Origin of the sequence: Mycobacterium sp. (assembly GCF_052143115.1) — a bacterium.
Classification (GTDB): Bacteria; Actinomycetota; Actinomycetes; order Mycobacteriales; family Mycobacteriaceae; genus Mycobacterium.
Genome location: NZ_JBKQTQ010000252.1, coordinates 51,075 through 75,799, shown reverse-complemented (window position 1 = coordinate 75,799; position 24,725 = coordinate 51,075). Strand labels below are relative to the sequence as shown.

The 24,725-nt window shown below is 64.2% G+C and carries 26 protein-coding genes and 1 pseudogene; 12 read left to right on the top strand and 15 right to left on the bottom strand.

Annotated elements, in window-relative coordinates; translation table 11 throughout:
- Positions 1–5 precede the first annotated feature (5 nt).
- Positions 6–1,166, bottom strand: coding sequence for an XdhC family protein (locus ACLQI9_RS25245; protein ID WP_442377254.1), 1,161 nt, complete (start codon positions 1,164–1,166; stop codon positions 6–8).
- A 24-nt stretch (positions 1,167–1,190) separates the two neighbouring features.
- On the opposite strand from ACLQI9_RS25245, the gene ACLQI9_RS25240 reads away from it, so the two are divergent.
- Positions 1,191–2,156 (top strand): LysR family transcriptional regulator, encoded by a 966-nt coding sequence (locus ACLQI9_RS25240; protein WP_442377256.1) that lies wholly within the window; start codon positions 1,191–1,193, stop codon positions 2,154–2,156.
- Between the two features lie 42 nt (positions 2,157–2,198).
- Here ACLQI9_RS25240 and ACLQI9_RS25235 read toward each other — a convergent pair whose 3' ends face one another.
- The gene (locus tag ACLQI9_RS25235) at positions 2,199–2,762 is read right to left on the bottom strand and encodes a nucleotidyltransferase family protein (RefSeq protein WP_442377258.1); all 564 of its coding nucleotides are present in this window, start codon (positions 2,760–2,762) and stop codon (positions 2,199–2,201) included.
- A gap of 252 nt (positions 2,763–3,014) precedes the next feature.
- Here ACLQI9_RS25235 and ACLQI9_RS25230 point away from each other — a divergent pair, with 252 nt between their 5' ends.
- The 3 genes from ACLQI9_RS25230 (at position 3,015) to ACLQI9_RS25220 (ending at position 4,995) form a co-directional block, all read left to right on the top strand.
- Positions 3,015–3,455: a DUF6632 domain-containing protein gene (locus tag ACLQI9_RS25230; RefSeq protein ID WP_442392345.1), complete on the top strand. Its 441-nt coding sequence runs from the start codon at positions 3,015–3,017 to the stop codon at positions 3,453–3,455.
- Positions 3,456–3,636: 181 nt separating this feature from the next.
- Complete coding sequence (gene moaA, locus ACLQI9_RS25225) at positions 3,637–4,713, top strand: GTP 3',8-cyclase MoaA (protein WP_442377262.1); 1,077 nt, start codon at positions 3,637–3,639, stop codon at positions 4,711–4,713.
- Between the two features lie 81 nt (positions 4,714–4,794).
- Positions 4,795–4,995: a hypothetical protein gene (locus ACLQI9_RS25220; protein ID WP_442377264.1), complete on the top strand. Its 201-nt coding sequence runs from the start codon at positions 4,795–4,797 to the stop codon at positions 4,993–4,995.
- 330 nt (positions 4,996–5,325) lie between these two features.
- On the opposite strand, the pseudogene ACLQI9_RS25215 reads toward ACLQI9_RS25220, so the two are convergent.
- From ACLQI9_RS25215 to ACLQI9_RS25195, 5 genes and pseudogenes are all read right to left on the bottom strand, one after another.
- Positions 5,326–5,514 (bottom strand): annotated as a pseudogene (locus ACLQI9_RS25215) (zinc-ribbon domain-containing protein); the annotation flags it as partial.
- Positions 5,511–6,902, bottom strand: a complete 1,392-nt coding sequence (locus ACLQI9_RS25210) for an FAD-dependent oxidoreductase (RefSeq protein ID WP_442377266.1) — start codon at positions 6,900–6,902, stop codon at positions 5,511–5,513. The pseudogene ACLQI9_RS25215 and the gene ACLQI9_RS25210, both read right to left, overlap by 4 nt.
- 438 nt (positions 6,903–7,340) lie before the next feature.
- Positions 7,341–7,535, bottom strand: coding sequence for a hypothetical protein (locus tag ACLQI9_RS25205; protein ID WP_442377268.1), 195 nt, complete (start codon positions 7,533–7,535; stop codon positions 7,341–7,343).
- 26 nt (positions 7,536–7,561) lie between these two features.
- A complete protein-coding gene (locus tag ACLQI9_RS25200) occupies positions 7,562–8,104 on the bottom strand; it encodes a GNAT family N-acetyltransferase (protein ID WP_442377270.1) in 543 nt (180 codons plus the stop codon).
- Positions 8,105–8,152: 48 nt separating this feature from the next.
- Entirely contained in the window at positions 8,153–9,466 is a 1,314-nt protein-coding gene (locus ACLQI9_RS25195; protein ID WP_442392344.1) for an MFS transporter, read from the bottom strand.
- A 54-nt stretch (positions 9,467–9,520) separates the two neighbouring features.
- Between ACLQI9_RS25195 and ACLQI9_RS25190 the strand changes: the two genes are divergently transcribed.
- Positions 9,521–9,691: a hypothetical protein gene (locus ACLQI9_RS25190; protein ID WP_442377273.1), complete on the top strand. Its 171-nt coding sequence runs from the start codon at positions 9,521–9,523 to the stop codon at positions 9,689–9,691.
- 374 nt (positions 9,692–10,065) lie between these two features.
- Here the strand turns inward: ACLQI9_RS25190 and ACLQI9_RS25185 are convergent, their stop codons facing one another.
- Positions 10,066–10,620, bottom strand: coding sequence for a TetR/AcrR family transcriptional regulator (locus tag ACLQI9_RS25185; protein WP_442377275.1), 555 nt, complete (start codon positions 10,618–10,620; stop codon positions 10,066–10,068).
- Positions 10,621–10,815: 195 nt separating this feature from the next.
- Between ACLQI9_RS25185 and ACLQI9_RS25180 the strand changes: the two genes are divergently transcribed.
- A complete protein-coding gene (locus tag ACLQI9_RS25180; RefSeq protein ID WP_442377277.1) occupies positions 10,816–12,030 on the top strand; it encodes a cytochrome P450 in 1,215 nt (404 codons plus the stop codon).
- Positions 12,031–12,038: 8 nt separating this feature from the next.
- Here ACLQI9_RS25180 and ACLQI9_RS25175 read toward each other — a convergent pair whose 3' ends face one another.
- The gene (locus ACLQI9_RS25175) at positions 12,039–12,677 is read right to left on the bottom strand and encodes a TetR/AcrR family transcriptional regulator (RefSeq protein WP_442377279.1); all 639 of its coding nucleotides are present in this window, start codon (positions 12,675–12,677) and stop codon (positions 12,039–12,041) included.
- 113 nt (positions 12,678–12,790) lie between these two features.
- On the opposite strand from ACLQI9_RS25175, the gene ACLQI9_RS25170 reads away from it, so the two are divergent.
- From ACLQI9_RS25170 to ngg, 3 genes are all read left to right on the top strand, one after another.
- A complete protein-coding gene (locus ACLQI9_RS25170; protein ID WP_442377282.1) occupies positions 12,791–13,816 on the top strand; it encodes a Rieske 2Fe-2S domain-containing protein in 1,026 nt (341 codons plus the stop codon).
- A 5-nt stretch (positions 13,817–13,821) separates the two neighbouring features.
- Positions 13,822–14,910 carry an NAD(P)H-dependent amine dehydrogenase family protein gene (locus ACLQI9_RS25165; RefSeq protein ID WP_442377284.1) on the top strand — a complete coding sequence of 363 codons (1,089 nt, stop codon included), beginning with the start codon at positions 13,822–13,824 and terminating at the stop codon, positions 14,908–14,910.
- Positions 14,911–15,106: 196 nt separating this feature from the next.
- Complete coding sequence (ngg, locus tag ACLQI9_RS25160; protein ID WP_442377400.1) at positions 15,107–16,894, top strand: N-acetylglutaminylglutamine synthetase; 1,788 nt, start codon at positions 15,107–15,109, stop codon at positions 16,892–16,894.
- Positions 16,895–16,910: 16 nt separating this feature from the next.
- Here the strand turns inward: ngg and ACLQI9_RS25155 are convergent, their stop codons facing one another.
- On the bottom strand, positions 16,911–17,882 hold the full coding sequence (locus tag ACLQI9_RS25155) for an aldo/keto reductase (RefSeq protein ID WP_442377286.1): 972 nt from the start codon (positions 17,880–17,882) through the stop codon (positions 16,911–16,913).
- 30 nt (positions 17,883–17,912) lie between these two features.
- Positions 17,913–18,194 (bottom strand): hypothetical protein, encoded by a 282-nt coding sequence (locus ACLQI9_RS25150; RefSeq protein WP_442377287.1) that lies wholly within the window; start codon positions 18,192–18,194, stop codon positions 17,913–17,915.
- A gap of 213 nt (positions 18,195–18,407) precedes the next feature.
- Between ACLQI9_RS25150 and ACLQI9_RS25145 the strand changes: the two genes are divergently transcribed.
- Together ACLQI9_RS25145 and ACLQI9_RS25140 are read left to right on the top strand one after the other, a co-directional pair.
- Positions 18,408–19,169, top strand: a complete 762-nt coding sequence (locus ACLQI9_RS25145) for an SDR family oxidoreductase (RefSeq protein WP_442377402.1) — start codon at positions 18,408–18,410, stop codon at positions 19,167–19,169.
- 112 nt (positions 19,170–19,281) lie between these two features.
- A complete protein-coding gene (locus tag ACLQI9_RS25140) occupies positions 19,282–19,686 on the top strand; it encodes a hypothetical protein (protein WP_442377288.1) in 405 nt (134 codons plus the stop codon).
- A gap of 28 nt (positions 19,687–19,714) precedes the next feature.
- Here the strand turns inward: ACLQI9_RS25140 and ACLQI9_RS25135 are convergent, their stop codons facing one another.
- Together ACLQI9_RS25135 and ACLQI9_RS25130 are read right to left on the bottom strand one after the other, a co-directional pair.
- On the bottom strand, positions 19,715–20,860 hold the full coding sequence (locus ACLQI9_RS25135; protein WP_442377290.1) for a glycosyltransferase: 1,146 nt from the start codon (positions 20,858–20,860) through the stop codon (positions 19,715–19,717).
- 99 nt (positions 20,861–20,959) lie between these two features.
- A complete protein-coding gene (locus ACLQI9_RS25130) occupies positions 20,960–21,472 on the bottom strand; it encodes a nitroreductase family deazaflavin-dependent oxidoreductase (protein WP_442392343.1) in 513 nt (170 codons plus the stop codon).
- 223 nt (positions 21,473–21,695) lie between these two features.
- On the opposite strand from ACLQI9_RS25130, the gene ACLQI9_RS25125 reads away from it, so the two are divergent.
- On the top strand, positions 21,696–22,385 hold the full coding sequence (locus tag ACLQI9_RS25125) for a sensor domain-containing protein (RefSeq protein ID WP_442377294.1): 690 nt from the start codon (positions 21,696–21,698) through the stop codon (positions 22,383–22,385).
- A gap of 14 nt (positions 22,386–22,399) precedes the next feature.
- Here ACLQI9_RS25125 and ACLQI9_RS25120 read toward each other — a convergent pair whose 3' ends face one another.
- Positions 22,400–23,989: a Na+/H+ antiporter gene (locus tag ACLQI9_RS25120; RefSeq protein WP_442377296.1), complete on the bottom strand. Its 1,590-nt coding sequence runs from the start codon at positions 23,987–23,989 to the stop codon at positions 22,400–22,402.
- Between the two features lie 57 nt (positions 23,990–24,046).
- Complete coding sequence (locus ACLQI9_RS25115) at positions 24,047–24,628, bottom strand: arsenate reductase ArsC (RefSeq protein WP_442392342.1); 582 nt, start codon at positions 24,626–24,628, stop codon at positions 24,047–24,049.
- Positions 24,629–24,725: the final 97 nt, after the last annotated feature.

Genomic DNA, 24,725 nt, shown 5'->3' with positions numbered 1-24,725 from the left:
ACACGTCAATGTCGAGTTAAGTAATCCTTTAACTCGCCCTGGACCTGCGTCTCATGGTGGATTCGCCCTTTGATTTCGGCCAGCGGGCGGCCTCCGCCGCCCCAACGCCGGGCGATGATGTCGGCTGCGATCGAGACCGCGGTCTCTTCCGGGGTCCGGGCCCCGAGGTCCAGTCCGATGGGGCTGGATAACTGGCTTAGCTCGGCGTCAGTCAACCCCGCCGCTCGCAGCCGCTCTATCCGGTCATCATGGGTCCGGCGCGATCCCATCGCCCCCACATATCCGACGTGGGGCAGGCGCAGTGTCAGCTCGAGCACCGGGACGTCGAACTTCGGATCGTGGGTGAGCACACAGATCACCGTGCTCTCGTTGATGGCGCCCGCCTCGGCCTGGGCGGCAAGATACCGGTGCGGCCAGTCGACAACCACCTCGTCGGCCGTTGGAAAACGTGCTCGGGTGGCGAACACCGGGCGGGCATCGCAGACGGTAACCCGGTAGCCGAGAAATGATCCCTGCTGGGCCAGGGCGGCGGCGAAGTCGATGGCACCAAACACCAGCATCCGCGGGCGCGGAGCGTAGCTGGACACGAAGACCTCCATGCCTGCGCCCAGACGCTGCCCGTCGGGTCCATACTCGAGGACCTCGCTGCGGCCCACCGCGAGCAAGCCGCGCGCGTCATCGGCGACCGCGGCGTCGGCACGCGCCGAACCCAGCGATCCGGTCACCGCGTCCGGCCGGATGACCAGCCTGCGGCCAACCCACTGCGCGTCCGGGTGGGCGATGACGGTCGCAACCGCGACAGCACGGTGCTCACCGACGTCGTCGGCCACCTCGTCAAGGTCGGGGAACGTCGCTCGCGACACCGACTCGACGAAGATGTCGATGATGCCGCCGCAGGTCAGGCCGACCGCGAGGGCATCGCTGTCGCTGACCCCATAGCGGTGCAGCCGTGGAGTCCCGGTTTGCGCCACCTCGGTGGCCAGTTCATAAACAGCGCCCTCTACGCAGCCACCCGACACCGACCCACTCACTGAACCGTCCGGAGCTACCACCATCGAGGCCCCAGGCGGCCGCGGCGCCGAGTGGAATGTTCGCACTACCGTCCCGAGCCCTGCGGTGTCATCAGCACGCCAGATCGACATGAGCTCGGCAAGCACGTCACGCACGCATCCCAAAGTAGGCTCACAGCCATGACTCCGGCTCAACTTCGGGCCTATTCGGCGGTGGTGCGTCTGGGTTCGGTCCGAGCGGCCGCCACCGAACTAGGCGTATCCGACGCCGGGGTCTCGATGCACGTGGCGGCGCTACGCAAGGAACTCGAAGACGCGTTGTTCACCAAGACCGGTGCCGGACTGGCGTTCACGCCGGGCGGACTCCGGCTGGCCAGCCGCGCGGTCGAGATCCTGGGTCTGCAACAGCAAACCGCGATCGAGGTCACCGAGGCCGCCCACGGGCGCCGCCTGCTGCGGATCGCCGCGTCCAGCGCCTTCGCCGAACACGCCGCGCCAGGCCTGATCGAGCTCTTCTCGTCGCGGGCCGACGACTTATCTGTCGAGCTGAGCGTGCACCCGACGAGCCAATTCCGCGACCTGATCTGCTCGCGCGCCGTTGACATCGCGATCGGACCGGCAAGTGAAAGTTCGCTCGGCTCCGACGGTTCGATCTTCGTGCGTCCCTTTCTGAAATATCAGATCATCACCGTCGCGGCGCCGAATAGCCCACTGGCCGTCGGTATTCCGACGCCCGGGCTGTTGCGACAACAACGGTGGATGCTCGGACCATCGGCAGGCAGCGTGGGCGGTGAGATCGCAACTATGTTGCGTGGCTTGGCAATTCCGGAGTCACAACAACGAATCTTTCAGAGCGAGGCCGCCGCGCTCGAGGAGGTTCAGCGGGTTGGCGGCGTTACGTTGACCATCGGTTTCGCGATCGCCAAAGACCTGTCCGCCGGGCGGTTGACCCACGTGATCGGCCACGGGCTGGACAGGTCGGGCGAGTGGTGTGTAGCGACGCTGCCACCGTCAGCCCGCCAGCCCGCCGTGTCCGAACTGGTCCGCTTCATCACCACTCCGAGGTGCATCCAGGCGATGATCCGGGGAACTGGCGTCGGGGTGACCAGATTCCGCCCAAAGGTGCACGTCACGCTCTGGAGTTAGCGGCAGCGCCGTAAGCGCACACTCAAGCAGCGCTTACGCGGCTTAAAGCTCATCTATGTCCTGACCGCCCGCAAGATCGGCGCAGTCGACGATTTCTACGTCGCGCCTGGTGCTCAGGTACGCACCCGCGCCTCGATCTCCGGATATCAGGGCCAGCACCTCGGGCCAGTGCCGCCGCGCTATCACCACCGGATGTCCGGGCCATTCACCGAAATACGCTCGCGTAAGCCCACTTTCGGAGCTCAACGCGCGACCCAACACGCGCGACACCACTGCTGCGCCCACATCGGGAGTGTCGATGACATGCAGCACGGCATAGTCGGCGTGCATGCCGTCGGCCTGCATTAGACCCGCACGCACTGAAGCGCTGAGGCCCTCATGCCAGTACCGAGCGGTGATCGCGGTGACGCCGCGCGGGGGAGCGACCTCGGCGGCGCCCAAGACCAAAACGACGTCGGCGCATCCCCCATCGCGCAACGCTGCAACCGCGGTGTCCAGCCAACCATTAACTAGTACCTTCGGCTTGCCGTATCGGCGGCCGGCACCCGCGGCCAAAAGGATCCCGACGTTGCGTGGCCGCGGATCTGTCGACTGCGGTAACCGCACTCTCCTATGATGACATCGACTTCTCACTGAGTGATAACCGTGGAGTGCCGGTGACTCAGGACGTTCGCGGGACCGCGATCAAGGCCCCTGACGCCTCGCCACGCCGGAACCCGCGTGCAACGGCCTACCGAACCCGGCGACGACGAGCACGACGTGGCCGTTGCGACCGCGATGTCCGAACTCAATGGCTATTCCCGATACCGGAACGTCGCTTAGAATGCTCACCAGCGTGCCCACTCTCGGAGGCGTGAAATGCCGTCTGCATATAGACTTCTGCAACTAGCACTCGCCGTATTTGGCGTCGTCGCGCTCCTTCTTTATCCCCTGGCGCTGGTCTGGCCGGCGGGGTGGGCATGGCATCACGGCGCGCTTTACGAGTCTGACTACTTCATGATGATTGTGGGCGTCTACGCGACATTAGGCGTCTTCCTAATCAACGCGGCGCGCAACCCCGCAGCAAACCTCAGCTTGATCTGGTTCACGGTGTGGTCCAGTGTTGTGCACGGCGCAATCATGGCGGTGCAATCCTTCAGTGGCGACCATATGGGACATTTGTGGGGAGATGTCCTGGCACTCTTCCTGGTGGCCATCGTCTTGTCGGTCCTTGTGGTGTCGTCCGGTCTGAAGCGGTCTAGTGACGAGACGGGCACTCCTGCGGAGCGCCGCGGCGCGGAGCCTGGCCGTCGCGGCTAAAGCAGTTTCAAACTCTCAGGCGGGCACCCACGTTGTCACAAGGTGCATCACCTAAACGGTCATTCCTATGACGGCGGCGGCAGCTGCGGCTGCCACCTGAACGGCGGCGCCGATCTGATGCCGGTTTCGCCGCGCCGATGGATAATAAAAATGTTGCTCGCGACCAGATCCGGATGGTGCCATGATCACGACGCTCGGTGTGCCTTTGGTGCCCCGTCGGCTCGAAGGCCGGGCAACAGAGCCCCCGCCCACCGGACCCTTGGTCGACAGCTACGGGCGGCTCGCGACCGATTTGCGGGTGTCCTTGACCGACCGCTGCAATCTGCGATGCACCTACTGCATGCCCGCCGAGGGTCTGCCGTGGTCGGCCGCCGCGCAGCTGCTGCAACCCGACGAAATCATCAGGCTGGTGCGAATAGGCGTGGCCCGGTTGGGCATAACCAAGGTGCGGTTCACCGGTGGAGAACCGTTGCTGGCCAAGCACCTTGACGACATTATCGCCGCGACAGCCGCACTCCGGCCGCGGCCGGAGCTGGCGCTTACCACCAACGGAGTTTTGTTGGCAGAGCGTGCGGAGGCGTTGGCCCGGGCCGGCCTGAACCGGGTGAACGTGTCGCTGGACAGCGTGGATTACCTGCGCTTCGCGGCGATCACCCGCCGTGACCGGTTGGCCGATGTGCTGGCCGGCCTGGCCGCCGCGCACGCAGCGGGTCTGCGACCGGTGAAGGTGAATGCCGTGCTGGACCCGCTGACCGGCCTCGAGGATGCGGTTTCGCTGGTGCGGTTCTGTCTTGCCCACGACTACCAGTTACGGATCATCGAGCGGATGCCGCTGGATGCCGGACACCAATGGCGCCGTGAGGTTACGGTGACCGCGGACCAAGTGCTGGCGCAGCTGCGACGTCATTCGTTCACTTTGGAACCCGATCCGGCGCCGCGGGGTCCGGCGCCGGCCGAGTTGTGGCGGATTACTGATCCCGCGACCGGCCGGACCGGAATGGTCGGGGTCATCGCCTCGGTGTCGCGCCCCTTCTGCTCGACCTGTGACCGCACCCGGTTGACCGCCGACGGGCAGCTCCGTAGTTGCCTGTTCGCCATCGAGGAGACCGACCTGCGGGGGCTGCTGCGCGGCGGCGCCGACGACACCGCGGTCGAGGCGGCGTGGCGGACCGCGATGTGGGGCAAACCAGCGGGTCACGGCATCAACGACCCGAACTTCGTCCAGCCGGCGCGGCCGATGAGCGCGATCGGCGGCTGAGGTGACGGATCAGGCGGGCAACACGGTCGACATCACCGTGCGGTATTTCGCGGCCGCCGCAGCACCGTCGAGCTGCGCGGCGTGCCCGGCACCTGGCAACTGCTGGCGGTCAATCGCCTCGGCCCGCCGGCCGGATCGGCCGAGGCAGAACTGGCGTCAACGCCCACCCCCGGACCGCGGATCGCGATGCGCCGCTCGGACCGCGCCGTAGCGGTAATGGCCAGGCGCACACCATGGATCCTGCGCGGCATGGCCCGCTTCACCCCGACGGTTCGGAGCTGAACAGCTACCGGAGTTAGCGCGCCGGAGTTGGCTCCGGGATGGATTCTGAACCCCAACGTTCGCACGCCGCTATGCGCGGCCCTAGCCATAGTTCGGCCAATTTGTCGTCCTTGTGGTGGCCTGGACACGTGCGCGGACTCCCGTCGGGCGGCCGCGTTGCGAGCGAAAGTTCCCACCGGACAAGGTCTATCGCCGCGATGAGTGCGGCGTCGTCGGGGTTGAGTCCTTCATCGCGTAGGGCTTGGCGTTCACCGTCATCCACACTGTGTTGGACGTGAGGCCAGGCGTCGTTCGGTTCCAGCTCGCGGGATCGGTTCACCATTCGTCGAGCAGCCGCTCGGCACCCACCGCCGCGGCGATGTCCATTGAATGCACGACGTCGGCGAACAAGACGGTGACCTGCTTGTATTCGGCGGGTTTCGTGCCCGCCGAAACGGCTACACCGCACTGGCTACAGAACTTGGCCTTCTCGGTCAGTTCGGTGCCGCACGATCCGCAGGACAACCCCGCCGCTGTCATCTCACAGCAGCCGCAGGTATTTGCTCGCGTCGGCGTGCGCGCGCCTGCCGCCAGTTGGTTGCTGCGACTCTGAGCATGACTGAGGGCAGCATGAGACTGGCAGGCGAATCGCGGAAACCCGCTACTCGAAGGAACCGCTTGGCGACGATGGTGTCCGTCTCGGCGGCGGCCTGCACCCGATCGACGTATTTGCTCGTCAGCCGCGTCGACAGCGGCCGGGGTCCCTCAACCTCGGGAACGGTCAGATCACCCCCCACCGCGAGTTGCCAAGCCACGCCGATGGGTTTGGCCGCAGCCCGGAAATACCGCGCCGCCAGGTTATTTGAGCCGCCGCGCAGACAGCGATCAAGCTCCACGGCCTGCACGGCGGCCACCGTCATCCCCTGGCCGTAGATCGGGTCGAAACTGGCTATGGCGTCGCCAAAGACCAGCAGACCGGCCGGGAACCGTCGCATCTTGTCGTAGCGGCGCCACCGACTGGACGGGGTGCGATACCGCGCCACCTCCCCGAGCGGTTCAGCGCACCGCAGCGCGGACATCACATGAGCGGGCGTGAAGTCCTCGATGAAGCGCAGCATCCCCACGTGGTCGGCAGGGGGTTCGCGTCCCACCATCCCGAACACGGTCAGCATCCACGTATTGTTTTCGTAGGCGAATAATGCCATGCCGGTTGGCCGCCGTGGAACCTGCCCGATGAGCACCAATACCTCTTTGTGCATGCCGGCCGGAATTTGCAGCAGCCGGCTGGCGTAGGTAAGTCGCATCACCACCTCGTCCTCGACTGGGCGGTCATAGCCGAGATGTGTCAGAAATGCCGGTGTGCGCGACCCCCTACCCGTGGCGTCCACGACCAGATCCGCAGTGAGGGAACGCTTTTCGCCGCCTGATCGGGACGTGACGCTGACCCCGGTGATGCGGCTGCCAGCATCATCTGAGGTCAAGCCGTCGACATCGTGGCCGTCCATCAGCGCCACATTGGGAATTGCGCATACCCGCCGACGGCAATGACCCTCCAGGAATGGACGACTCGGGTAGTACCCCGCGTCGCTCGGTTGAAAATCGGGAAAGCGGCCAGACCGGACAAATTGGTGCCCACCAAAGCAAAAACAGAACCTGGACAAGTCGCCGTCATCCCAGACCGTGCAGCCGTCGGCGACGAGTTCGTTGAGGAGACCAGCAAAGAGCGTATCCAATATTTGCGACCCCCGCGGCCACAGCGCATGAGCGTGCTGGCCCTGGGGCACACCGCGTCGTTGCGCGCTACCGGTCGGAAGCACATCGCGCTCGACAACGGTGACAGTTCGATAGAAGTCGGACAGCACCCTGGCAGCAAGTAGACCGCTCATACTTGCCCCCAAGACGACCGCATGCCCACCAATCTTCGCCACGGCGACCTCCCAATAGATTCGAAGAAATCTCGGCCGCGACAGGCTTGGCCGGTCTTCGAGTCGCACAAGGAGTCGGCTCTTGGATCAGTCACACCTTTCGCCGCCGCGCTGAAGGTAAGCCTCAGCAGGGCAGCGGGAATAGAGTAGTGAGCTACTCGACTCGCCTCGGCATCGAGGCATGGTTCTAGGCGGAAGTGCCCAAACACGAGCAGACCGGGTGCTGAAGCTGCCAAGCGGATAATGCGTCGCGCAGCGGCCGCATGATCCACAAACGAGCCCGAGGGGAAACTGGTCGGCTTGCGGGCCGGTGTCGGCCGAGACGACCCTAGCCAACCGCCGTCGGCTCAGTTCACGTTTAGTTCACGCCTGTCGAAATCGGGCCGTGAAAGGCGTGGTGAGCTGCATAAATACTGGTGCGCGGTACTGGGATTGAATCAATCACGGCTTGCCAAACAGGCGAGGACGCTCGACGGACCACCGTTGGTAGAAGACAAGATTGGTGACCAGCCCGATCAACCTGAGTAGGCACCACGCTGCGGCCGCTGACAGCGCACCGATGGGTAGTGCGAGCGCCGTGATCACCATGCGCCGATCGACCACGAAATCCGCCAGGCGTCCACTCGCGACTGTCATGACCGGACCATATCAATCAGCGCCGGTCAGACGATTGGCCCGGGCGGTCGCTGCTGCTCGGCAGCGTCGAGCAGATCGAGTTGCATCCATACGATGTCGTGCCAGCTGCCGTGTTTCCATTCCGCGTACCGGTACCGGCCGACATCCTGAAATCCCAAGGATCGATGAAAACCGTTACTGGCCTCGTTCGGTTGGGTGATGCCGGCGAAGGCTTGGCGATAACCACGTTCGGTGAGCCGGCGCAGTAGTTGCGTGTACAGTTCGCGGCCACCGCCGGTGCGCTGATGGTCCGCGCGCATATAGATGCCCGTCTCAGTTGACCATTGGAAGGTACCCAGGCGCTTCAGCGGCTGCCCGTAGGCGAAGCCGACGATCTGATCCTCGCGTTCCAAGACGAGCCATTCGTGGGTGGCGCGCAGTCCGGCGATACGCGCAGCCATCTCGTCCACCGGCGGTACTTCGAGTTCCCAACTGATCGCCGTGTCTTCGACATAGGGGCGGTAAATCGCCACGCAGGCGTTCGCATCCTCGGGGACAGCCTGACGCACGATGCTGCTAATCGCCGGCATGCCAGTAGTCTTCCAGCCACTGAAGGCTTCGCGTGGGCATCGCCGATTTCAGGAACCCTGATCCTCAGCGGCGAGGCGGCCGCCGTCGACTGACGCGTGGGCCAGCTGGGGGTGGGCGTCGTGACGGTCGCGGCATAGCGCAGCGACTTCACAGGAAACGGGCTCAACGGGAACGGTCGGGTTGGTGATGGTGACGGCGCCGATGGCGGCGGCGATGAAGAACAACACCGCGGCGACTTGCAGCACCCGTGCGAAGCTGGCATCGGCCAGCGTGCTGGCGGCGATCAGCCCCACACAGGCCGTCGCGATCAGCGCAGAAAGGCGGCCCACGACGTTTTGTATTGCTGAGGCGATTCCTCCGTGCTCGGGCTCGACGGATGACAAATTCAGTGCAGTCAACGGTGTACTGGTGAGCACCGCGCCGATGGCCAACACGATCATTCCGGGCAGCAGGTCTGTGACCACGTGGAATCCAGGTGCGGCAGGGCGGATGAGCAGGTAGCCGACCCCGGCCAGTACCGGTCCCGTCGTCACGAAAAGTCGAGGTCCGATCCGGGCGGCGATGGCCCCGACGCGCCTCGCGAATACAAACGAAATGATGGGGCTGGGCAAGGTGACCAAACCCGCGACGGTGGCCGAATATCCGGCAACCTCTTGGGTGTAGAGCGCGATGGAAAGTGAGCCCATCGATAAGCCGCCGTAGACCAATGCGGTCGTCAGGTTGGCACCGGCGAAGTTTCGGTTTGCGAACAGGTTCAACGGCAGCATGGGGTGAGGCGCGTGGCGCTCCCACGGTATGAACGCCAGCAACGCCGCAACCCCCAAGACCGTCGATGCGGTGACGAGAGGGTCGGCCCATCCGCGTCGCTGAGATTCGATGAGTGCAAACACCGTGGCGCTCAGGCCGACCGCCGACAACGCCGCGCCGACGACGTCGACGCGGGCGTGTTCGGAGGGAGCGGGCATCGGACATAGCCAAAATGTCAACGCGAAGGCGATGACCATCGGGAAGGCCGACAAGAAATAGATCCATCGCCAGCTCAGGAAGTCCACGACCAGCCCGCCAAGCAGCGGTCCCACCGCAAAAGCGGTGCCCGTCCAGGCGGTCCAAGTACCTATAGCTGCGGATCGGTTTGCGCGGTCGAATGCGGAGTCGATCAGCGCCAGTGGCCCGGGCACCAAAAACGCACCACCCAATCCTTGGATAACGCGTCCGGTGATCAACATCGCCCGGGAGACCGCGGTAGCCGCCAATATCGAACCTGTACCAAACGCCGTCAGCCCGAAACGCAATATCGGTACACGACCGAACAGATCCGAGATGGAACCGCCCGGCAGGATCATGGCTGCCAAGGCCAGCAAATAACCATCCACGACCCATTGCGGGTAGCGAGCCCGCCACCGATGGCGCGTTCGATGGCTGGCAGGGCCAAGTTCACGACGGTGCTGTCAAGGAAGGCGACCATCGACACCATGATCGCCACTACCATCACCCTGCTCGTCGGCGCGACGTCGCGTACCTTCATGTGCGAGCCTGCCGACGACAAGGGAGGACGGCTTCGAGCCGGAAAGCGACGTCGGCCGTAACCATCGCAGACTTCACGCCATTATTTTCAACTACTTGAGGCGAACTCGTCGACGGCTTCAACCGGCTCGCCGAGGCGTCGCGAAATCGACTGCGCCGCAACAATTTAAAGTGCCGTCCGCGCGCCCTAGCCCCGCAGGTGGGAGCTCAGGGGCGAAAAGTAGGGAGAAGCGGTTTTTCGGCCCTAGCGGCCGCCACCGCCACCACCGCCAAGGCGGCCGCCCCCGCCGCCTCCGGGGCTGCGGCCGCCGCCGCCCCCGCCGATGATCATGTGAACGGTGCTGGTCTTAGTCATGACCGACAATTTATCGTCGAATCCTCCGTTGTTGCGTGAACGGCGGCACCGCCGTTGAAGAGATAGTGCTGACTGACGAGTTCAGTTGTCGCTGCTGTAGGGCGGCCCGAGGAAGCGTTGCAGCATGGTGCGTTGGACGTCAGGGTCTTTGAGCGGCCAGCACCACAGAGCCAAGAACACGCGAATGAGCCACTGCGCGGCGAGCGGGTCGTCGTTCTCGAGGCCGAGCATTTCGGCGGCAAACCCGGTCACGGCGGGTGAGCTGGTGATCCATTCGCTGACCGGAGTCGCGTGCGTCGACTGCATCAAGTGGGCCAGCGGATCCGATTGCAGACCCTGCAGGGCGACGATCGTCGCGGTCACCACCCGGTCTGGGCCCTTGAGGTCTTTGATGGCTTGACGCGCCGTGTCGACGATGCGCGCTGCTTGGATACCGACGACGGCGTCGCGGATGGCAGCTTTGCCGCCAGCATGGCGGTAAATCGTGGCGGGCGAGCAGTGGACCCGCGCTGCCAAGGCCTCGATGGTGAAGGCTTCGTATCCCCGGCGGGCAATCAGATCGGCCGCCGCGGCATAGATCCGTTCAGCGGCTTCGCTTTGGCGATCCCGTCCGACCAGCCAGTCGTGGCGTGGCATCCGGCTGACCTCCCTCGATCACGAACTGCTGAAATAGTTCTCTCAGCGTGAGAATTTTCAGCTGGTTTTTCTCACAATAATGCCCAGGTGGAGCCATACAGGCGATTTGAGCCGCAGGCGGCACAGGCTATGAGGCGTTCCTCAACTTTGCCGCGCACCGTTGACGCTGCCCCTGGCGGCGTCCAGCCTGAACCCATGACGGTCGTGGATGATCCGACCCAGTTCTTCAGCCCCGACGCGCTACAGGATCCTTATCCGCTATATGACCGCATGCGCGCAGAGGCGCCCGTTCATCGCATCGGCGAGTCGGCGTTCTACGTCGTGTGCGGTTGGGATGCATTGCTGGAGGCCGTCGAACGGGTCGAGGATTTTTCGTCGAACCTCACCGCGACCATGGTCTACCACGATGACGGCACCGTCACTCCATTCGACATGGGGCCGCCCGGGGATCCCTCGCACGCCTTGGCCACCGCGGACGATCCGGTGCATGCGATGCACCGCAGAATCTTGTTGCCGCACTTGTCGGCGAAGCGGGTTCGGATCATCGAAGAGTTCGCGGCCAACACCGCCGACCGGTTGTGGGAAGAGAATCTGCACGACGGGCAGATCGAGTGGATGAGCGCCATGGCGAATCGGCTGCCCATGATGGTAGTCGCCAGGCTGCTGGGCCTGCCCGCTGACGACGTCGACAAACTCATTCGGCTCGGATACGCCGCCACCACGCTGCTCGACGGGATCGTCACCCCTGACCAACTCCAAGCGGCCGGAATGGCCGCCATAGAACTGTCCAGGTACGTCTTGAAATATTTCGAGAAAGCGAGCGCCAACGCTGAACACAGCCTGATCGGTGATGTGGCCGCCCGCTGCGCGTCGGGCGAGTTGGAGCAAACCCCGGCGCTGTCGATCATGCTCACGCTCTTTGGCGCGGCCGGCGAATCGACGGCGTCGCTGTTGGGCAGCGCGGCCTGGATTCTCACCGATCGCCCCGAAATCCAACGGCAGGTTCGTGAAAACCCAAGATTATTAGGAGCTTTCATCGAAGAGGCGTTGCGCTTCGAGGCGCCGTTCCGCGGCCACTTTCGACATGTGCTGCGCGATACAACCCTTGCCGGGGTCGAGTTACCCGCCGACTCCCATCTGCTGCTGATGTGGGGGGCGGCAAACCGCGACCCGGCCCACGTCGAGACACCCAACGATTTCCGCCTCGATCGCAGCAGCGCGAAAGATCACGTGACGTTCGGCAAAGGCGTGCACTTCTGTGTGGGAGCCGCGCTGGCACGCTTGGAAGCGCGCATCGTATTGGGGATGCTGCTCGAGCGCACGAGCTTGATCGAGGCTGCCGACGTCGGGGACTGGCTACCCAGCATCCTGGTCCGGCGCCGAGAGCATCTGCAGCTCGCCGTCTCCTGATCGCTCGATCACGATCGACGCGATAGGTCGAGATAGGTTGCCAGAGCGTTGGTTAGCCCTCGCCGGGCTTCGTCAAGGTCGGCGTAAGAGCCGAGCTGCCGCTCGGAGACCAGCCCACGCATCGCACCGGGGATCAGAGCGGCCACCTCGCGGACTCGCTGTGGGTCGACACCGAGACCAGCGAAGGCGCTTTGGCAGGTTTCCTGCCAGCTCTTACCCCAGGAGAACAATTCAGCAGCGGTACGCGGATAGAGACGTTCCAGCTCGTGATGGTTACGGGGCAGCGCCGCCCGCAGATTCTCAATCGCGCGGGAATCCTCCGACGCCAGCCCGTGGTAGAGGGTGTCGATGATCGCACCAACCCGCTCACGTAGGGGTGCGCCCGGTTTGACGCTTGACCATGCGGACAACGTCGCATCACGGCGCTCGGCGGTCCGGTGCAGCACGGCTGCCCAGAACCCGTCCACGTCGCCGAACTGATACTGCACCGCACCCCAGGTAGCGCCGCTCTCCTTGGCAATGCGGGTTGCCGACACCGCGCCCGGATCACCGGAGGCCAGCGAGCGCACCGCGGCGTCGAGCATCGTCTGGCGGGTGGCCAGCCCGCGCTTATTGCTGCGCCGTTGATGCACTTCCGCTTGCGTCATTGCATTGGATGCTAGCCGGTCTGCCGCACTTTCATAGTGCCCACTAGGATTTTTTCGTTGAGCTGACTATGATTCCTGACGTCGCCCTGCGGCCACAGAAAGGACGAGGTGACATGGCTAAACCGCCGTTGTCGATGAAACCGACCGGGTGGTTCCAAGTCGCATGGTCCGACGAGATCGGCATCGGCGATGTCCACACGATGAAGTATTTCGACCAGGAGATGGTTGCCTGGCGTGCCGAGTCCGGCCAGCTCACCCTGATGAACGCTTACTGCGAACATCTCGGCGCACACATGGGTTACGGCGGCAAGGTCGTCGGCGAGGTATTGCAGTGCCCGTTTCACGGGTGGCAGTGGAGCCAGCAGGGCCGCAACGTTCGTATCCCGTATCAGGATCGCCCCAATCGCGGCCGGCGGCTCCGCACCTATCCGGTGGTCGAGCGCAACGAATCGGTCTACATCTGGCACGACGTGGACGGTCGTCAGCCGTATTTCGATGCGCCGGACGTGTTCGCCGGATTCAACGACGGCAGCAGCGCCGACGACTACTACCCGCAGCAGCGGTTGTATCGGGAACGCCTGGAGATGCACCCGCAGTACGTGCTCGAAAACGGCGTGGACTTCGCCCATTTCAAGTACGTGCACAACACTCCGATCGTGCCGGTCTTCACCCGCCACGACTTCGACGAACCAGTGTCCTTCGTCGACTTCACGATCACCTTCGAAGGAGATGACAACCAGAAGATCGAGGACATCGAAAGCCGCGTGGAGGCCATCAACGGCGGTCTGGGAATCGCGGTGACCAAGAGTTGGGGCATGGTCGACAACCGCACCATCTCCGCGATCACCCCGGTCGACGAGTCCACCTCCGACGTGCGGTTCATCGTCTACATCGGCCGGACGCCGGGCAAGGATCCGGCGCGGGCCGAGACTAAGGCGCGAGAATTCGGACAGGAAGTGATCCGGCAGTTCGAGCAGGATGTCCACATCTGGGGGCACCAGCGCTACGCGGATCCGCCCGCACTGGCCACCGCAGAGTATGAGGGCTTCACCGCAATTCGCAAGTGGGCCAAGCAATTTTATCCCGACGGCATTGGTGGCAGCGCCGCCGACGTCTATGCCGCATCGCAGAAAGGCTGAACCGAATGAATGCACCCGCTGCACCGATTCGCGTGTTCCAGGTAGCCACCGGAAACGTCGGCTCGGAGATGATCAAGCGGATCGCCGCGCAGCCTGACCTGGAGCTCGTTGGTGTGCACTGCTACTCACCGGAAAAGATCGGCAAGGACACCGGCGAGCTGGTCGGTTTGGCTGCCAATGGGGTGGAGGCGACCGGCAGCATCGAGGAGATCATCGCGGCCAAACCGGACGTCCTCACCTTCCACGGGGTGTTCCCCGACGAGGACCTGTACGTCAAAGTCCTCGAGGCGGGAATCAACATTGTCACCACCGCCGACTGGATCACCGGGTGGCACCGCGACAAGAATCACCCGCATCCGTCTGGCAAGCCGGTAACCCAGCTTCTGCAGGAGGCGTGCGAGAAAGGCGGCGCCACGTTCTACGGCACCGGGATGAATCCGGGGCTGAATCAGATTCTGGGCGTGGTGTGTTCGGCGGACGTCGCCGAGATCGAGAACATCACCACCATCGAATCGGTGGATGTGTCGTGTCATCACTCCAAAGACACCTGGATCGAGGTCGGCTACGGCTTGCCGGTCGACGATCCGAAAATCCCGGCGAAGCTGGAGAAGTACACCCGCGTCTTTGCCGACAGCGTGCTGATGATGGCCGACTGCTTCGATCTGCCGCTCGACGAAGTCAAATTCAGCTATGAGCTGGGCGCGTGCACCAAGGACGTAGACCTGGGCTGGTACACGCTGCCCAAGGGTTCGCTGGGTGGTAACTACATCAAATACCAGGGCATCGCGGACGGGGTTCCTCGGGTCGAGACGCATCTGGAGTGGCAGATGACCCCGCACACCGATCCGAGCTGGAACATCAAAGGCTGCTACATCACCCAAATCGCCGGTGACCCGTGCGTCTACAACAAGCACATGATCTTCCCCAAACCGGGCGTCGACCTGTCCAATCCGGAGAATTTCGCCTCCATCGGCATGACCGTGACCGGCCTGCCTGCCCTCAATGCGATCACGTCGGTAGTCGCCGCGCGGCCCGGACTCATCACCAGCGCCGACCTGCCCTTGCGCGGGTTCGCGGGGCGTTTCAAGCGATAGGGGTCGACACCCTGCCAACCGCCGCGCAGTGACCGGGGCTGCGCGGAGATTCCGTCGGTGCCAGACTAGGGGTGAGTGCTGCGGCCTGGAATACGACAGGGAAGTTGATAGACGAACTGTTGAGTTGGGTAGACAACATGGCTATGACGTGGGAATTGCCGTGGCCGCAGCGCCGCGACGGGGCAGGTCCGGCGGCATGACAGTTATCGATCCGTCAGAGGACCATCCCGAGGCAATCACGCTGGGCCTGCACGACGCGTCGCCGCCCCACCTCGTGGACGCGATGGCCAAAGATGTGGAGCTCGAATTAGGTTGGGGCAAACTAATCTTCGGTCAAACCTTCGCCGATGTGGCCACGCTGACCGAGGCACTGCGACGAGAAGCGCCCGGGCGCCGCGATATCTGTATCTACGCGCGCGAGTCCCACGTGGTGGTCGCCGGAGCCCCGACTGAGCTCTTCATCGACCCCAGCCACACCTATCGACTGCGCTTCACCGATGAGACCACGCAGGAGGACCTGGCTCCATCGCCGATCGGGATCACCGTCCGCAGCCTGAACGACCCGGCCGACGCCGACGCGATGAACCGCGTGTTCGTGCGCTGCGGAATGGTCCCTTCACCGATCGAGACGATCTGGGACAACCATCAGCATGTGGAAGCAGTCACGTATCTGCTTGCGGTGCGCGACGACGACGATGCCGTGGTCGGCACCGTGACCGGCGTGGACCACGAGTTGCTGTTCTCCGACCCCGAGCACGGATCCAGCCTGTGGACCCTGGCAGTCGACCCCGCGGCGGCACTTCCCGGCATTGGAGTGGCCCTGACCCGTGCACTGGCGCAACACTTCCACGGTCTGGGCCGCGCCTACATGGACCTTTCAGTCGCGCACGACAACGTCGCGGCTATCAGCCTCTACGAGAAGCTGGGCTTTCGCCGCGTTCCGGTGCTGGCGATCAAACGCAAGAACGCGATCAACGAACCGCTGTTCACCGCGCCGCCGGAGACGGTCGACGACCTCAATCCCTACGCGCGGATCATCGCCGACGAGGCGATGCGCCGCGGTATCTGGGTGGAGGTCCTGGACGCCGAGACCGGCGAGATGCGGCTGACTCACGGTGGCCGCAGTGTGATCACCCGTGAGTCGTTGTCCGAGTTCACCTCCGCGATCGCCATGTGCCGGTGCGACGACAAACGGCTGACCCGGCGGCTGGTCTCCGAAGCCGGCATCACGGTGCCTCGGGCCCGCCTGGCCACCTTGAACGATGGCGACTACGCGTTTCTGAAAGAAGTCGGCGAGGTCGTCGTCAAGCCCACCCGAGGTGAGCAGGGTAAGGGCATCACCGTGGGCGTTCTCGCCGGCCACGGGCCTGAAGAACTCGCAGCCGCCGTGGCACGCGCGCGCGAGCAGTATCCGGAGGTACTCATCGAGCAGCGGGTCGCCGGCAGCGACCTGCGGTTGGTGGTGATCGACGGTCGGGTAGTGGCCGCCGCGCTGAGGTTGCCTGCCGAGATCATCGGCACCGGTGAGCACACCGTCCGCGATTTGATCGCCGCCGAGAGCCGACGGCGCTCGGCGGCTACCGGTGGTGAGTCACGTATCCCACTGGACGAGATCACCGAGGCGACCGTCGCGGAAGCCGGCTGGATGCTGGACGACGTCTTGCCGCAAGGAATTCGGCTCCGCGTTCGCCACACCGCCAACCTGCACCAAGGCGGCACGATCCACGATGTCACCCCTGAGGTGAACCCGGAACTCTGCGCGGTTGCGGTGGCTGCTGCAGAGGCGATCGGCATCCGGGTGACCGGCATCGACCTGCTCGTGCCCGACATCACCGGCTCTGAATACGCCTTCATTGAAGCCAACGAGCGGCCAGGCCTGGCCAATCACGAACCACAACCCACCGCTGCGGCTTTCATCGACTATCTATTTCCCGGTCAGCCGGGCCAGCCGCTGGCCTGGACTCCCGAGGAGTCGCGGCCCTAGCGGAGACCAACCCGGATCAGTGACGGCCGAGCTTCTCGCGGACGGTCTCGGTGAGGAATTGCCGCGTCGACACCGGCCGGAAGTTGCGTGCCGCCTCGGTGAGCGCGTCGCGGGAGTCTGCGCTCAGCTCGATATCGGCGGCGGCGACGTTGAACTCGAGCTGCTCAACACTGGACGCGCCGGGAATGGCGACCACGCTCGGCACGCTGATCAGCCAGGACAGCGCGACCTGTGCCGGCTTGGCGCCGACTTCCGTCGCGACGTCGCGCAACGTCTGCAGCAGCGGCTCGATACGACGTAGGTTCTCGGTGCCGAAAAGCGAGTTAATCGCGCGAACCCCACCAGGACGGTTGTCGACGCCGTACTTGCCGCCCAAAAGCCCTTGCGCCAGTGGGCTGTAGGCGACCACGACGCGGTTCTCGCGCTCGGCGAACGGAACGAGGTTGTCAAGCGCACCAAGGTGGGCGAGTGAGAAATGCACCTGGTTGCTGATGACCGGCCGGCCGAGCGCGGCATCAGCCTTCTGCCAACGTGACAGCGAGTAGTTCGAGACGCCGGCTGCGCCGATGGCGCCGCTGTCCAGCAGGTCGCGCATGCCCGGCATGATCACCGAGTCCGGAACTACCGGGTTGGGCTGGTGGATTTGGTAGAGCGGGATGCGGTCTAGCTGCAGCCGTCGTGCACTGGCGCGCTCGCGCTGTTTGACCACGGCAGGGAAAGGGGCGACCGGGAAGATCTTGCTGGCCACCGCTACCTCGGTGCGCTCATCGCCGAGTGCCTCACCGAGGATGCGTTCGCTTTTACCGAGTCCGTATGCCTCGGCGGTATCGAAGAGGGTGACCCCCAGGGCGAGGGCGCGACGCACGATGTCGCGGGCGGGTCCCGAGGCGTAATTGTCCCCGTAGCCCCACTCACGCGACCCGAACTGCCAGGTGCCCAGCCCGATCCGGCTGACTCGTCCGATTCCGTCGACGTCCAGATACTTCATACTGCTCACCGTACTGAGCAGACTGACGTACTACATCAGTTTGGCGGCGGAGCTTGTGTCAGCGGCCTTAGTCATCGCCCCTTGCCTTTCGAGTATCGCCAGGACTTGTCGGCTTTTGAGCACGTCCTCGTTTTCGCATAGCTCGCACAGCTCGGTGACCACGGTCTGCAAAATGTCCAGGCGCGCAGACACTTGGGTCAGGGTGGCTAGCCAATTGTCGTAGTCGCGGTCGTCGGACCGCATTTCAGCGACGGCGAAAGAGGTCATGCCCATCTGGATCACACTCCCGGAAGCCAGGTGCGCGTTGCGCACCAAATCCTCACTTGCGAGCCGGGGTTAGCCCGTTCGTTGATGTGTCTAAGCTCACAAATGCCAGGTCACCGGCTATCCGGACGGAATATCTAAGGCCCTGGAATCGGCTTCCGATACCTCGGCGATGGCCGGGAGTCACCAGCCCGGTTGGCGGCCGATACGCTGTTGCCTGCAGCGGGCTCGTTACAGGAGAGGGCGAATATGTCAAGGACAGTGGTGGTCGGCGCCTCAAGCGGACTTGGGCGTTGCATCGGTGTCGGCCTCGCGCAGCGTGGCGCTCAGGTCGCGTTGCTCGCCCGGCGTCGCGCGCGTATCGAGGCTGCCGCCAAGGAAGCGGGCGCGGGCACCATCGCCATCGAATGCGATGTCACCGACGAGGGATCCTGTCGAGCGGCCATCAGCGAGGCCGCCGAAGCACTCGGCGGTATCGACAACCTGGTGTACACGCCGGCGGTTGGCCCACTGGTCCGCATGGTCGACATGGATGCCCAAACCTGGCGGCAGATCTTCGATACCAATGTCATCGGTGCGGCGCTGTTGACGGCAGCGGCGGTGCCACACCTGACGACCTCCGCGGGCAAGGCGGTCTACCTCTCTTCTGACGCAGGCACCTTCGGGCCGCCCTGGCCGGGCCTCGGTGCGTATGGCGTCAGCAAGGCGGCGCTCGAAAGACTCGTCGACGCGTGGCGGGCCGAACACCCGGAGATCGGCTTCACGTGCTTGATCGTCGGGGAGTGCGCGGGCGGAGAGGGCGACGGCCAAACCGGAATGAACATCGGCTGGGACATGGAGCTCGCGGTGAAGGCCGTCCCGCTTTGGTCGTCGCGTGGCTGCATGCCGGGCAAGTTGATGCCGATCGACGACCTCATCGAAGTGGTGCACACCATTCTGCGCACCGATGCGTCGACGTCGATGCCGGTTGTGGTTGCGAGAGGAGCGCCCGCCAGCACCGCAGCGTTTCCCGATCCCAGTTAGTCGTAGAACGCGGGGACCGGCGAAACTGTTGCAGGCGAGCTGAGTCCTGGCCGCTCAACGCGACCACGTCCTTTACAGTTGCGCTGATAACGGCAAGCGAAGGAGACGCCGGATGGCGTGGTTCCTGGCCCTTCAGGGCCCATCCCACACTCCCCATCAGTCGTTGGTCTACGAGCTTCAGGACGCGGTGGATGTGGACAAGATCGCGCAGGAACTGGTGAGTTCTGCGACGCTGGATCGGGTGGTACCCATTCCTGCGGTGCTGTCGCAAAACAAGCGTCGACATCAGAAAGTGACGTTGTACGTGCGGCCCGCCGCCTGGGGCCTGTGGGCGTTTTACGAGCTGTCCGAAGAAGACCGGAAGCAACTCTTGAAGGACAACCCGATGATCAACGCGCTCGCCCAAGCGCAGCAGCGCGGAAAGGGAAACGCGGCCGGACAACGGGGGCCGATGACGGTACAGGTCAATCCGCTCACCGGTCAGGTGGGACCCACCAACTCGAGTCCGCAAAGCTAACCCCGGCTAGGCGCTGCCGCGCAGAGCGCTACGCGGTGTTCTCCGAGTCGTCGCACTCGTCGGCAACTGGCATGGCGCCGAGCGTCGTCAGCATTCCGATTGCCGCGCGCTGCCACGTGAACATCTCGGCACGGCGTCTCGCACAGGCGCGCCGGTGGTCTTCGGGCCGGCTGACGACCGCGCTGACCGCTTGCGCGATGGCCGCGGGGTCGTTGTCGGCCAAGGCGCCGCTGTCTGCGGTGATGATTTCGCCCAGTGCTGACGTGCGGGAAACCACGGCCGGCGTGCCACATGCGAGCGATTCCAGCGCAGCCAGCCCGAAAGTTTCGTGCGGCCCGGGCGCGAGCGCGACGTCAGCCGAAGCCAGCAGCGCGGCGACGGTATGCCGGTCGGAAATGAAACCGGTGAAATCGATCGGCAATCGAGCGGCCTGCCGTTGCAACCTGGCCCGCAACGGGCCGTCGCCCACGACGACAAGTCGGGCCTCGATACCCGCACGACACAACTCGGCGACCGCGTCGATGCTGCGGTCGGCCCGTTTTTCCACCGACAGGCGGCCACAGTGCACCAGCAGGATCTGCGACGGCGCGGCCCAGCGCTGACGTACCAGGTCGGAGCGCCGAGACGGGTGGAAGGTCTCCAGGTCCACGCCCAGTGGGACGGTGACGGTATTCGTCGCCCCGATGCGATCGAATTCTTCGCGGGCAAACCCGGTGGTGCACACCACGGTGTCGTAGTTGGCGGCCGTGCGCCTGTTGGCGAAGTCAGCGAACGTCCGTGCGGTTCGACGCGGAAGTATTTGGCCTGCAAGGCGATCGAGGCGCTCGTGGGAGATCATCACCGTGATGGCACCGTGCTCGCGCCCCCAGCGGCCCAGTGACCTCAGCGTGAGCCGGTCAGAGACCTCTAAGGTGTCCGGCCCGAGTGATTCCAGGAGTGCCCGGACCGGTCCAGGCAACACCGCGCGGTAGCCGCCGGTGAAGGGAATCAACCTGGCGGGCACGGTAATTCGCACCACACCCGTGGACAGCCGGGTATGGGCGGTGTGCCGCCCGGGAACGATCAGAAACACTTGGTGGCCGGCGGCGCAGTATTCCGCGCCGAGCCGGTCCACCGCGGTGCGAAGGCCGCCGGAGCGAGGTCCGTAGAAGTTGGCGACCTGAACGACACGCATATAGCCAGCAGAACTGCTGCTCGTGTGCGGTCAACGATCTGACATCGACGGTTGGTTGAACAGGCCATGAACTCCAAGTACCGAAGAGGCTGACGCGTGTCAGCCGGCGATGGGCCGGAGGCGGAAGACCCTGATCTCGCGTGGCGCGCATTTTGTTCGGTAGCGCTCGTAACCGGCGTAAAAGTCGGTGGCCGTGGCCCATGCCGAGGCGCGGGCGTCGCCGGTTAGCAACTCGGCTCGGTATTGCGCGGGCGGAGCCAGGAACTCGACCGTGCATTCGGGGTGGGCCAGCAGGTTGCTGCTCCACGCCGGGTGTGGCGGGCGACCATAGTTGGACCCGATTGCAATTAGGCCGTCAGAGTCGTCAAGAAGTACCAGCGGATGGGTGCGCGGCAACCCGGACTTCGCACCGGTGGTGGTGACGAGGCCCACCCTGTCGATTCCGACCGAGCTCAGACGACCGTTTGTACGAGGAATCACCATCTTGTCGATGCGCGGTGCTACGTGGACGAGGAACCGGTAGCCGGCCGGACTCATGAGTGCGCGCTCCATCAGCGCCTCATCGAGCCGCAGCCGCCGGCCGCGAATTGGGCTTTCCCGCCTAAGGGACACGGGTTGACGGTACCCAATGCGCGGTTTGCCCATGAGCCGTTTGACGATCCGTCGCTGATCACGTTAACGCAGTCGTTACACACTGCGGCGCATGTGTATTCCGCAAGCCATCCGCGCCCTATTTGGAATCACTGAGTGGAGTCTAAAATTGGCTTAATTCCTTGGTATTACCCGCCGAAGCGCACGGTAGGCTTGGGGTTTCGGGGAATGGGGATGAAGAAGGATGCGCTTTTTCACGGCAGCGTTCGCCGTTGTCGGCATCTGCATTCTCAGCGCCGGTTGCGGTGCCGGTAGTAACCAAGCCAGTGTCAAGTCGACGACGACCGCCACATCGCTCATTCCGCGTCCTGTCGTCGAGCGTGAACTCGATGATTTGCTGCTCAGCCCTGAGCAGATCAGCCCCATGATCGGCGCGGCCCAAATGGCGGTCATCAGAAGGCACGACGCGATGTCTGACGACAGCGCCACGATGAAGCCCCGGGAATGCCTGGCCATCGACGGGTCCGCGCAGGCCGAGGTCTACGCCGACAGCGGCTTCACCGCCGTGCGGGATCGGGCGCTCAACGATGGCGATAACTTCACGCATTACGCCGAGCAGGCGGTGGTGTTGTTTCCCACCGCCAAACAAGCCGGTCTGTTTTTAATCGCGTCCGCCCTGCGCTGGCCGGTCTGCCACGGATATACCCACATCCAATCTGGGACGGAATGGATCGTCGGGCCGATATCCGATACCGACGGCGCGCTAAGCACGATTGCGACGCAGCAGAATGCCCGGGCCGGCGGTTGGGCCTGCGGTCGGGCGCTAGCGATCAAGAACAACGTCATCGTCGACGTCAACACCTGCAGCCCCGACCCGAAGAACTCAGCCGTCGACATCGCCAACCAAATTGCCGCCAAAGTCGGTGCGCGGTAGGGTCTTTCGCGTCGTCATTCGGTGTCGGCTGGCTCGAGCAATCGTACCTCCTCCAGGTCCATCACCGACTGCAACTCGCGCAGAATGATGTCGTCGATCTGATTCTGGTCTCGAAGCTCGGTGATGGCCCGGCGTTTGTGTTCAAGCACGCCAAGCCGCACCCGCCGAAGCAGATCATTGCGCTCGGTTACCTCATTAGACCCCTCACCGTCGCCGGCTTCAACGAGGGCCGCGTGTTCTTCGTATTCCTTCCGCAGGCGCCTCACCAGCTCCTCGCTGGCGCCGACTTCGGCGGCGACCACGGGCAGGGCTTCCAGGGCGGCCTGGGCGCCGCGACAACGGGCCAGTTGCAATTCGTCTGCGCGACTTACATCTTCGGGCAACCGGGCCCAGCGAACGACGTCGGGCAGCGTTCCGCCCTGGACGAGGACGGTTACCAGAATCACGACGCAGACGACGAAGATGATCCGGTTGCGGTCCGGAAATGGGGCGCCGCTGTGCGTGGTCAGCGGGACCGCCAGCGCCGCGGCCAGCGACACTGCGCCGCGGAAGCCCGCCCAGCGGGACACCATCCGCTGGCGCCAGCCGATGCGACGGGTGCGCTGCACCGCGCGCCTGTCAACAGCACGAAGGAAGAAAGTGAAAAGGTCCGAAAAGACAAACCGAGTCGCAACCAGCACGCCGGTGACGGCAAGAGCCAGCAATGCGGCGTGGCGAATTCCGCCGTCGACGCCCGCTATACCGCGCACCGCCTTGGGCATTTGCACGCCGACGAACACCCATAGCGAGCCGTTGATCAGAAACGTCGCGAGATCCCAGAATGCGTACATCTGAAGGCGGGAACGAGCCCGGATGACATGTGGCCCGGCGTAGGCCAGCACGAGGGCCGACACCAGAACCGCGACGACACCGCTGCAGTGAATCGATTGGGCGAGCAAGAACGCCGCGAATGGCGTCAGCAGGCTCAGCGCTCCCTCCTCCTGCGGTGCGTCGATACGGCGGCGCACCAGGGTCGCGGCCAGGCCGACCAGCAGCCCTGCGCAGATGCCACCGAGGTACGAGCCAACGAAACGGGCCGTCAGGGCGGCCGGGCTGACCGGGTTGCCGCCGACCGCGACGGACACGGCCACGGTGAAGAGGACGAGCGCGGTCCCGTCGTTGATGATGCTTTCCGCCTTCAACACGGTCACCGCGCGGCGCGGTAGCTGTTTCGCCAGGCCCGCCACGGCGGCGGCGTCCGTGGGAGAGAGCACGGCGCCCAGGACCGACGCCGCGTGTGACTCCATTCCAAGCGCCCGTGCCGTCCAGGTCACCGTTACCGCGGTGGCAATCACCAGGCCAACACTGAGGAAGGCGATCACCCGCAGGTTCTTGCGGATCTCGCGGAAGCTGGTGTTCAGGCCCTCCCAATAGAGAATCGCCGGCAAGAACAGCAGCAGCACGATCTCCCCGTCGAGTCGCACACTGCTGAACCGAGGGATCAAACCCAACAGCGCGCCGAGCAGGATGAGCAGAACCGGGGGGCCCACGCGATAGCGCCGGCCCACTACCGTACCCACGATCACCGTGGCGAACAGCGCGACGATTACGACGAGGCCAAACATCAGCACATCATCCTGTACCAACCGTCAACTTTCACATCTTCGGTTCGACGGCCTCGTTCAGGACCGGTAGGGAATCCGCAGGTCGTCGAGCAACTCGCGCGCGCGGCGTTCGATCTGGTCGCGGATCAGCCGCACCTCGGCCACGTCTTTGCCGGACGGGTCGTCAAGGTCCCAGTCTTCGTATCGACAGCCGGGCAGGGCGGGGACGCGGTCGCCGCAGCCCATGCTGACAATCACGTCTGCGGCTGCGATGATCTCACCGGTCCACGGCTTGTGATATTCACCAGAGATATCGATGCCACGCTCGGCCATGACCGCGACGGCAGCGGGATTGATCTTGCCCCTAGGCTCAGAACCACCGGACCACACCGCGGCGCCGCCACCGGCGAGATGGTTGAAAAGCCCCATGGCCATTGGGGATCGGCCCGCGTTGTGGTTGCACAAAAACAACACGACCAACTGATAATCACTTGACTTGCCGTTGATCTTCTCCACGGCGTGCAGTTGCTGCCGTGCTCGGTCGCGGCGTTGTAGCTCATCGTGGCTATCGTCAGTTCGACATAGCCGCAAGTCAATATGTACCAAGACGATCACAGGTGCGTACCGATCCAGACGGTGATCTGGCGCGTTCGGCTGCATGCGCAAATCATGGCACAGTGCTCCATTGCGGATCACGCCCGCGAAATATCCATATCGGCAACGATTCGCCTCGCTATTGGGGCTATATGGGCGACCG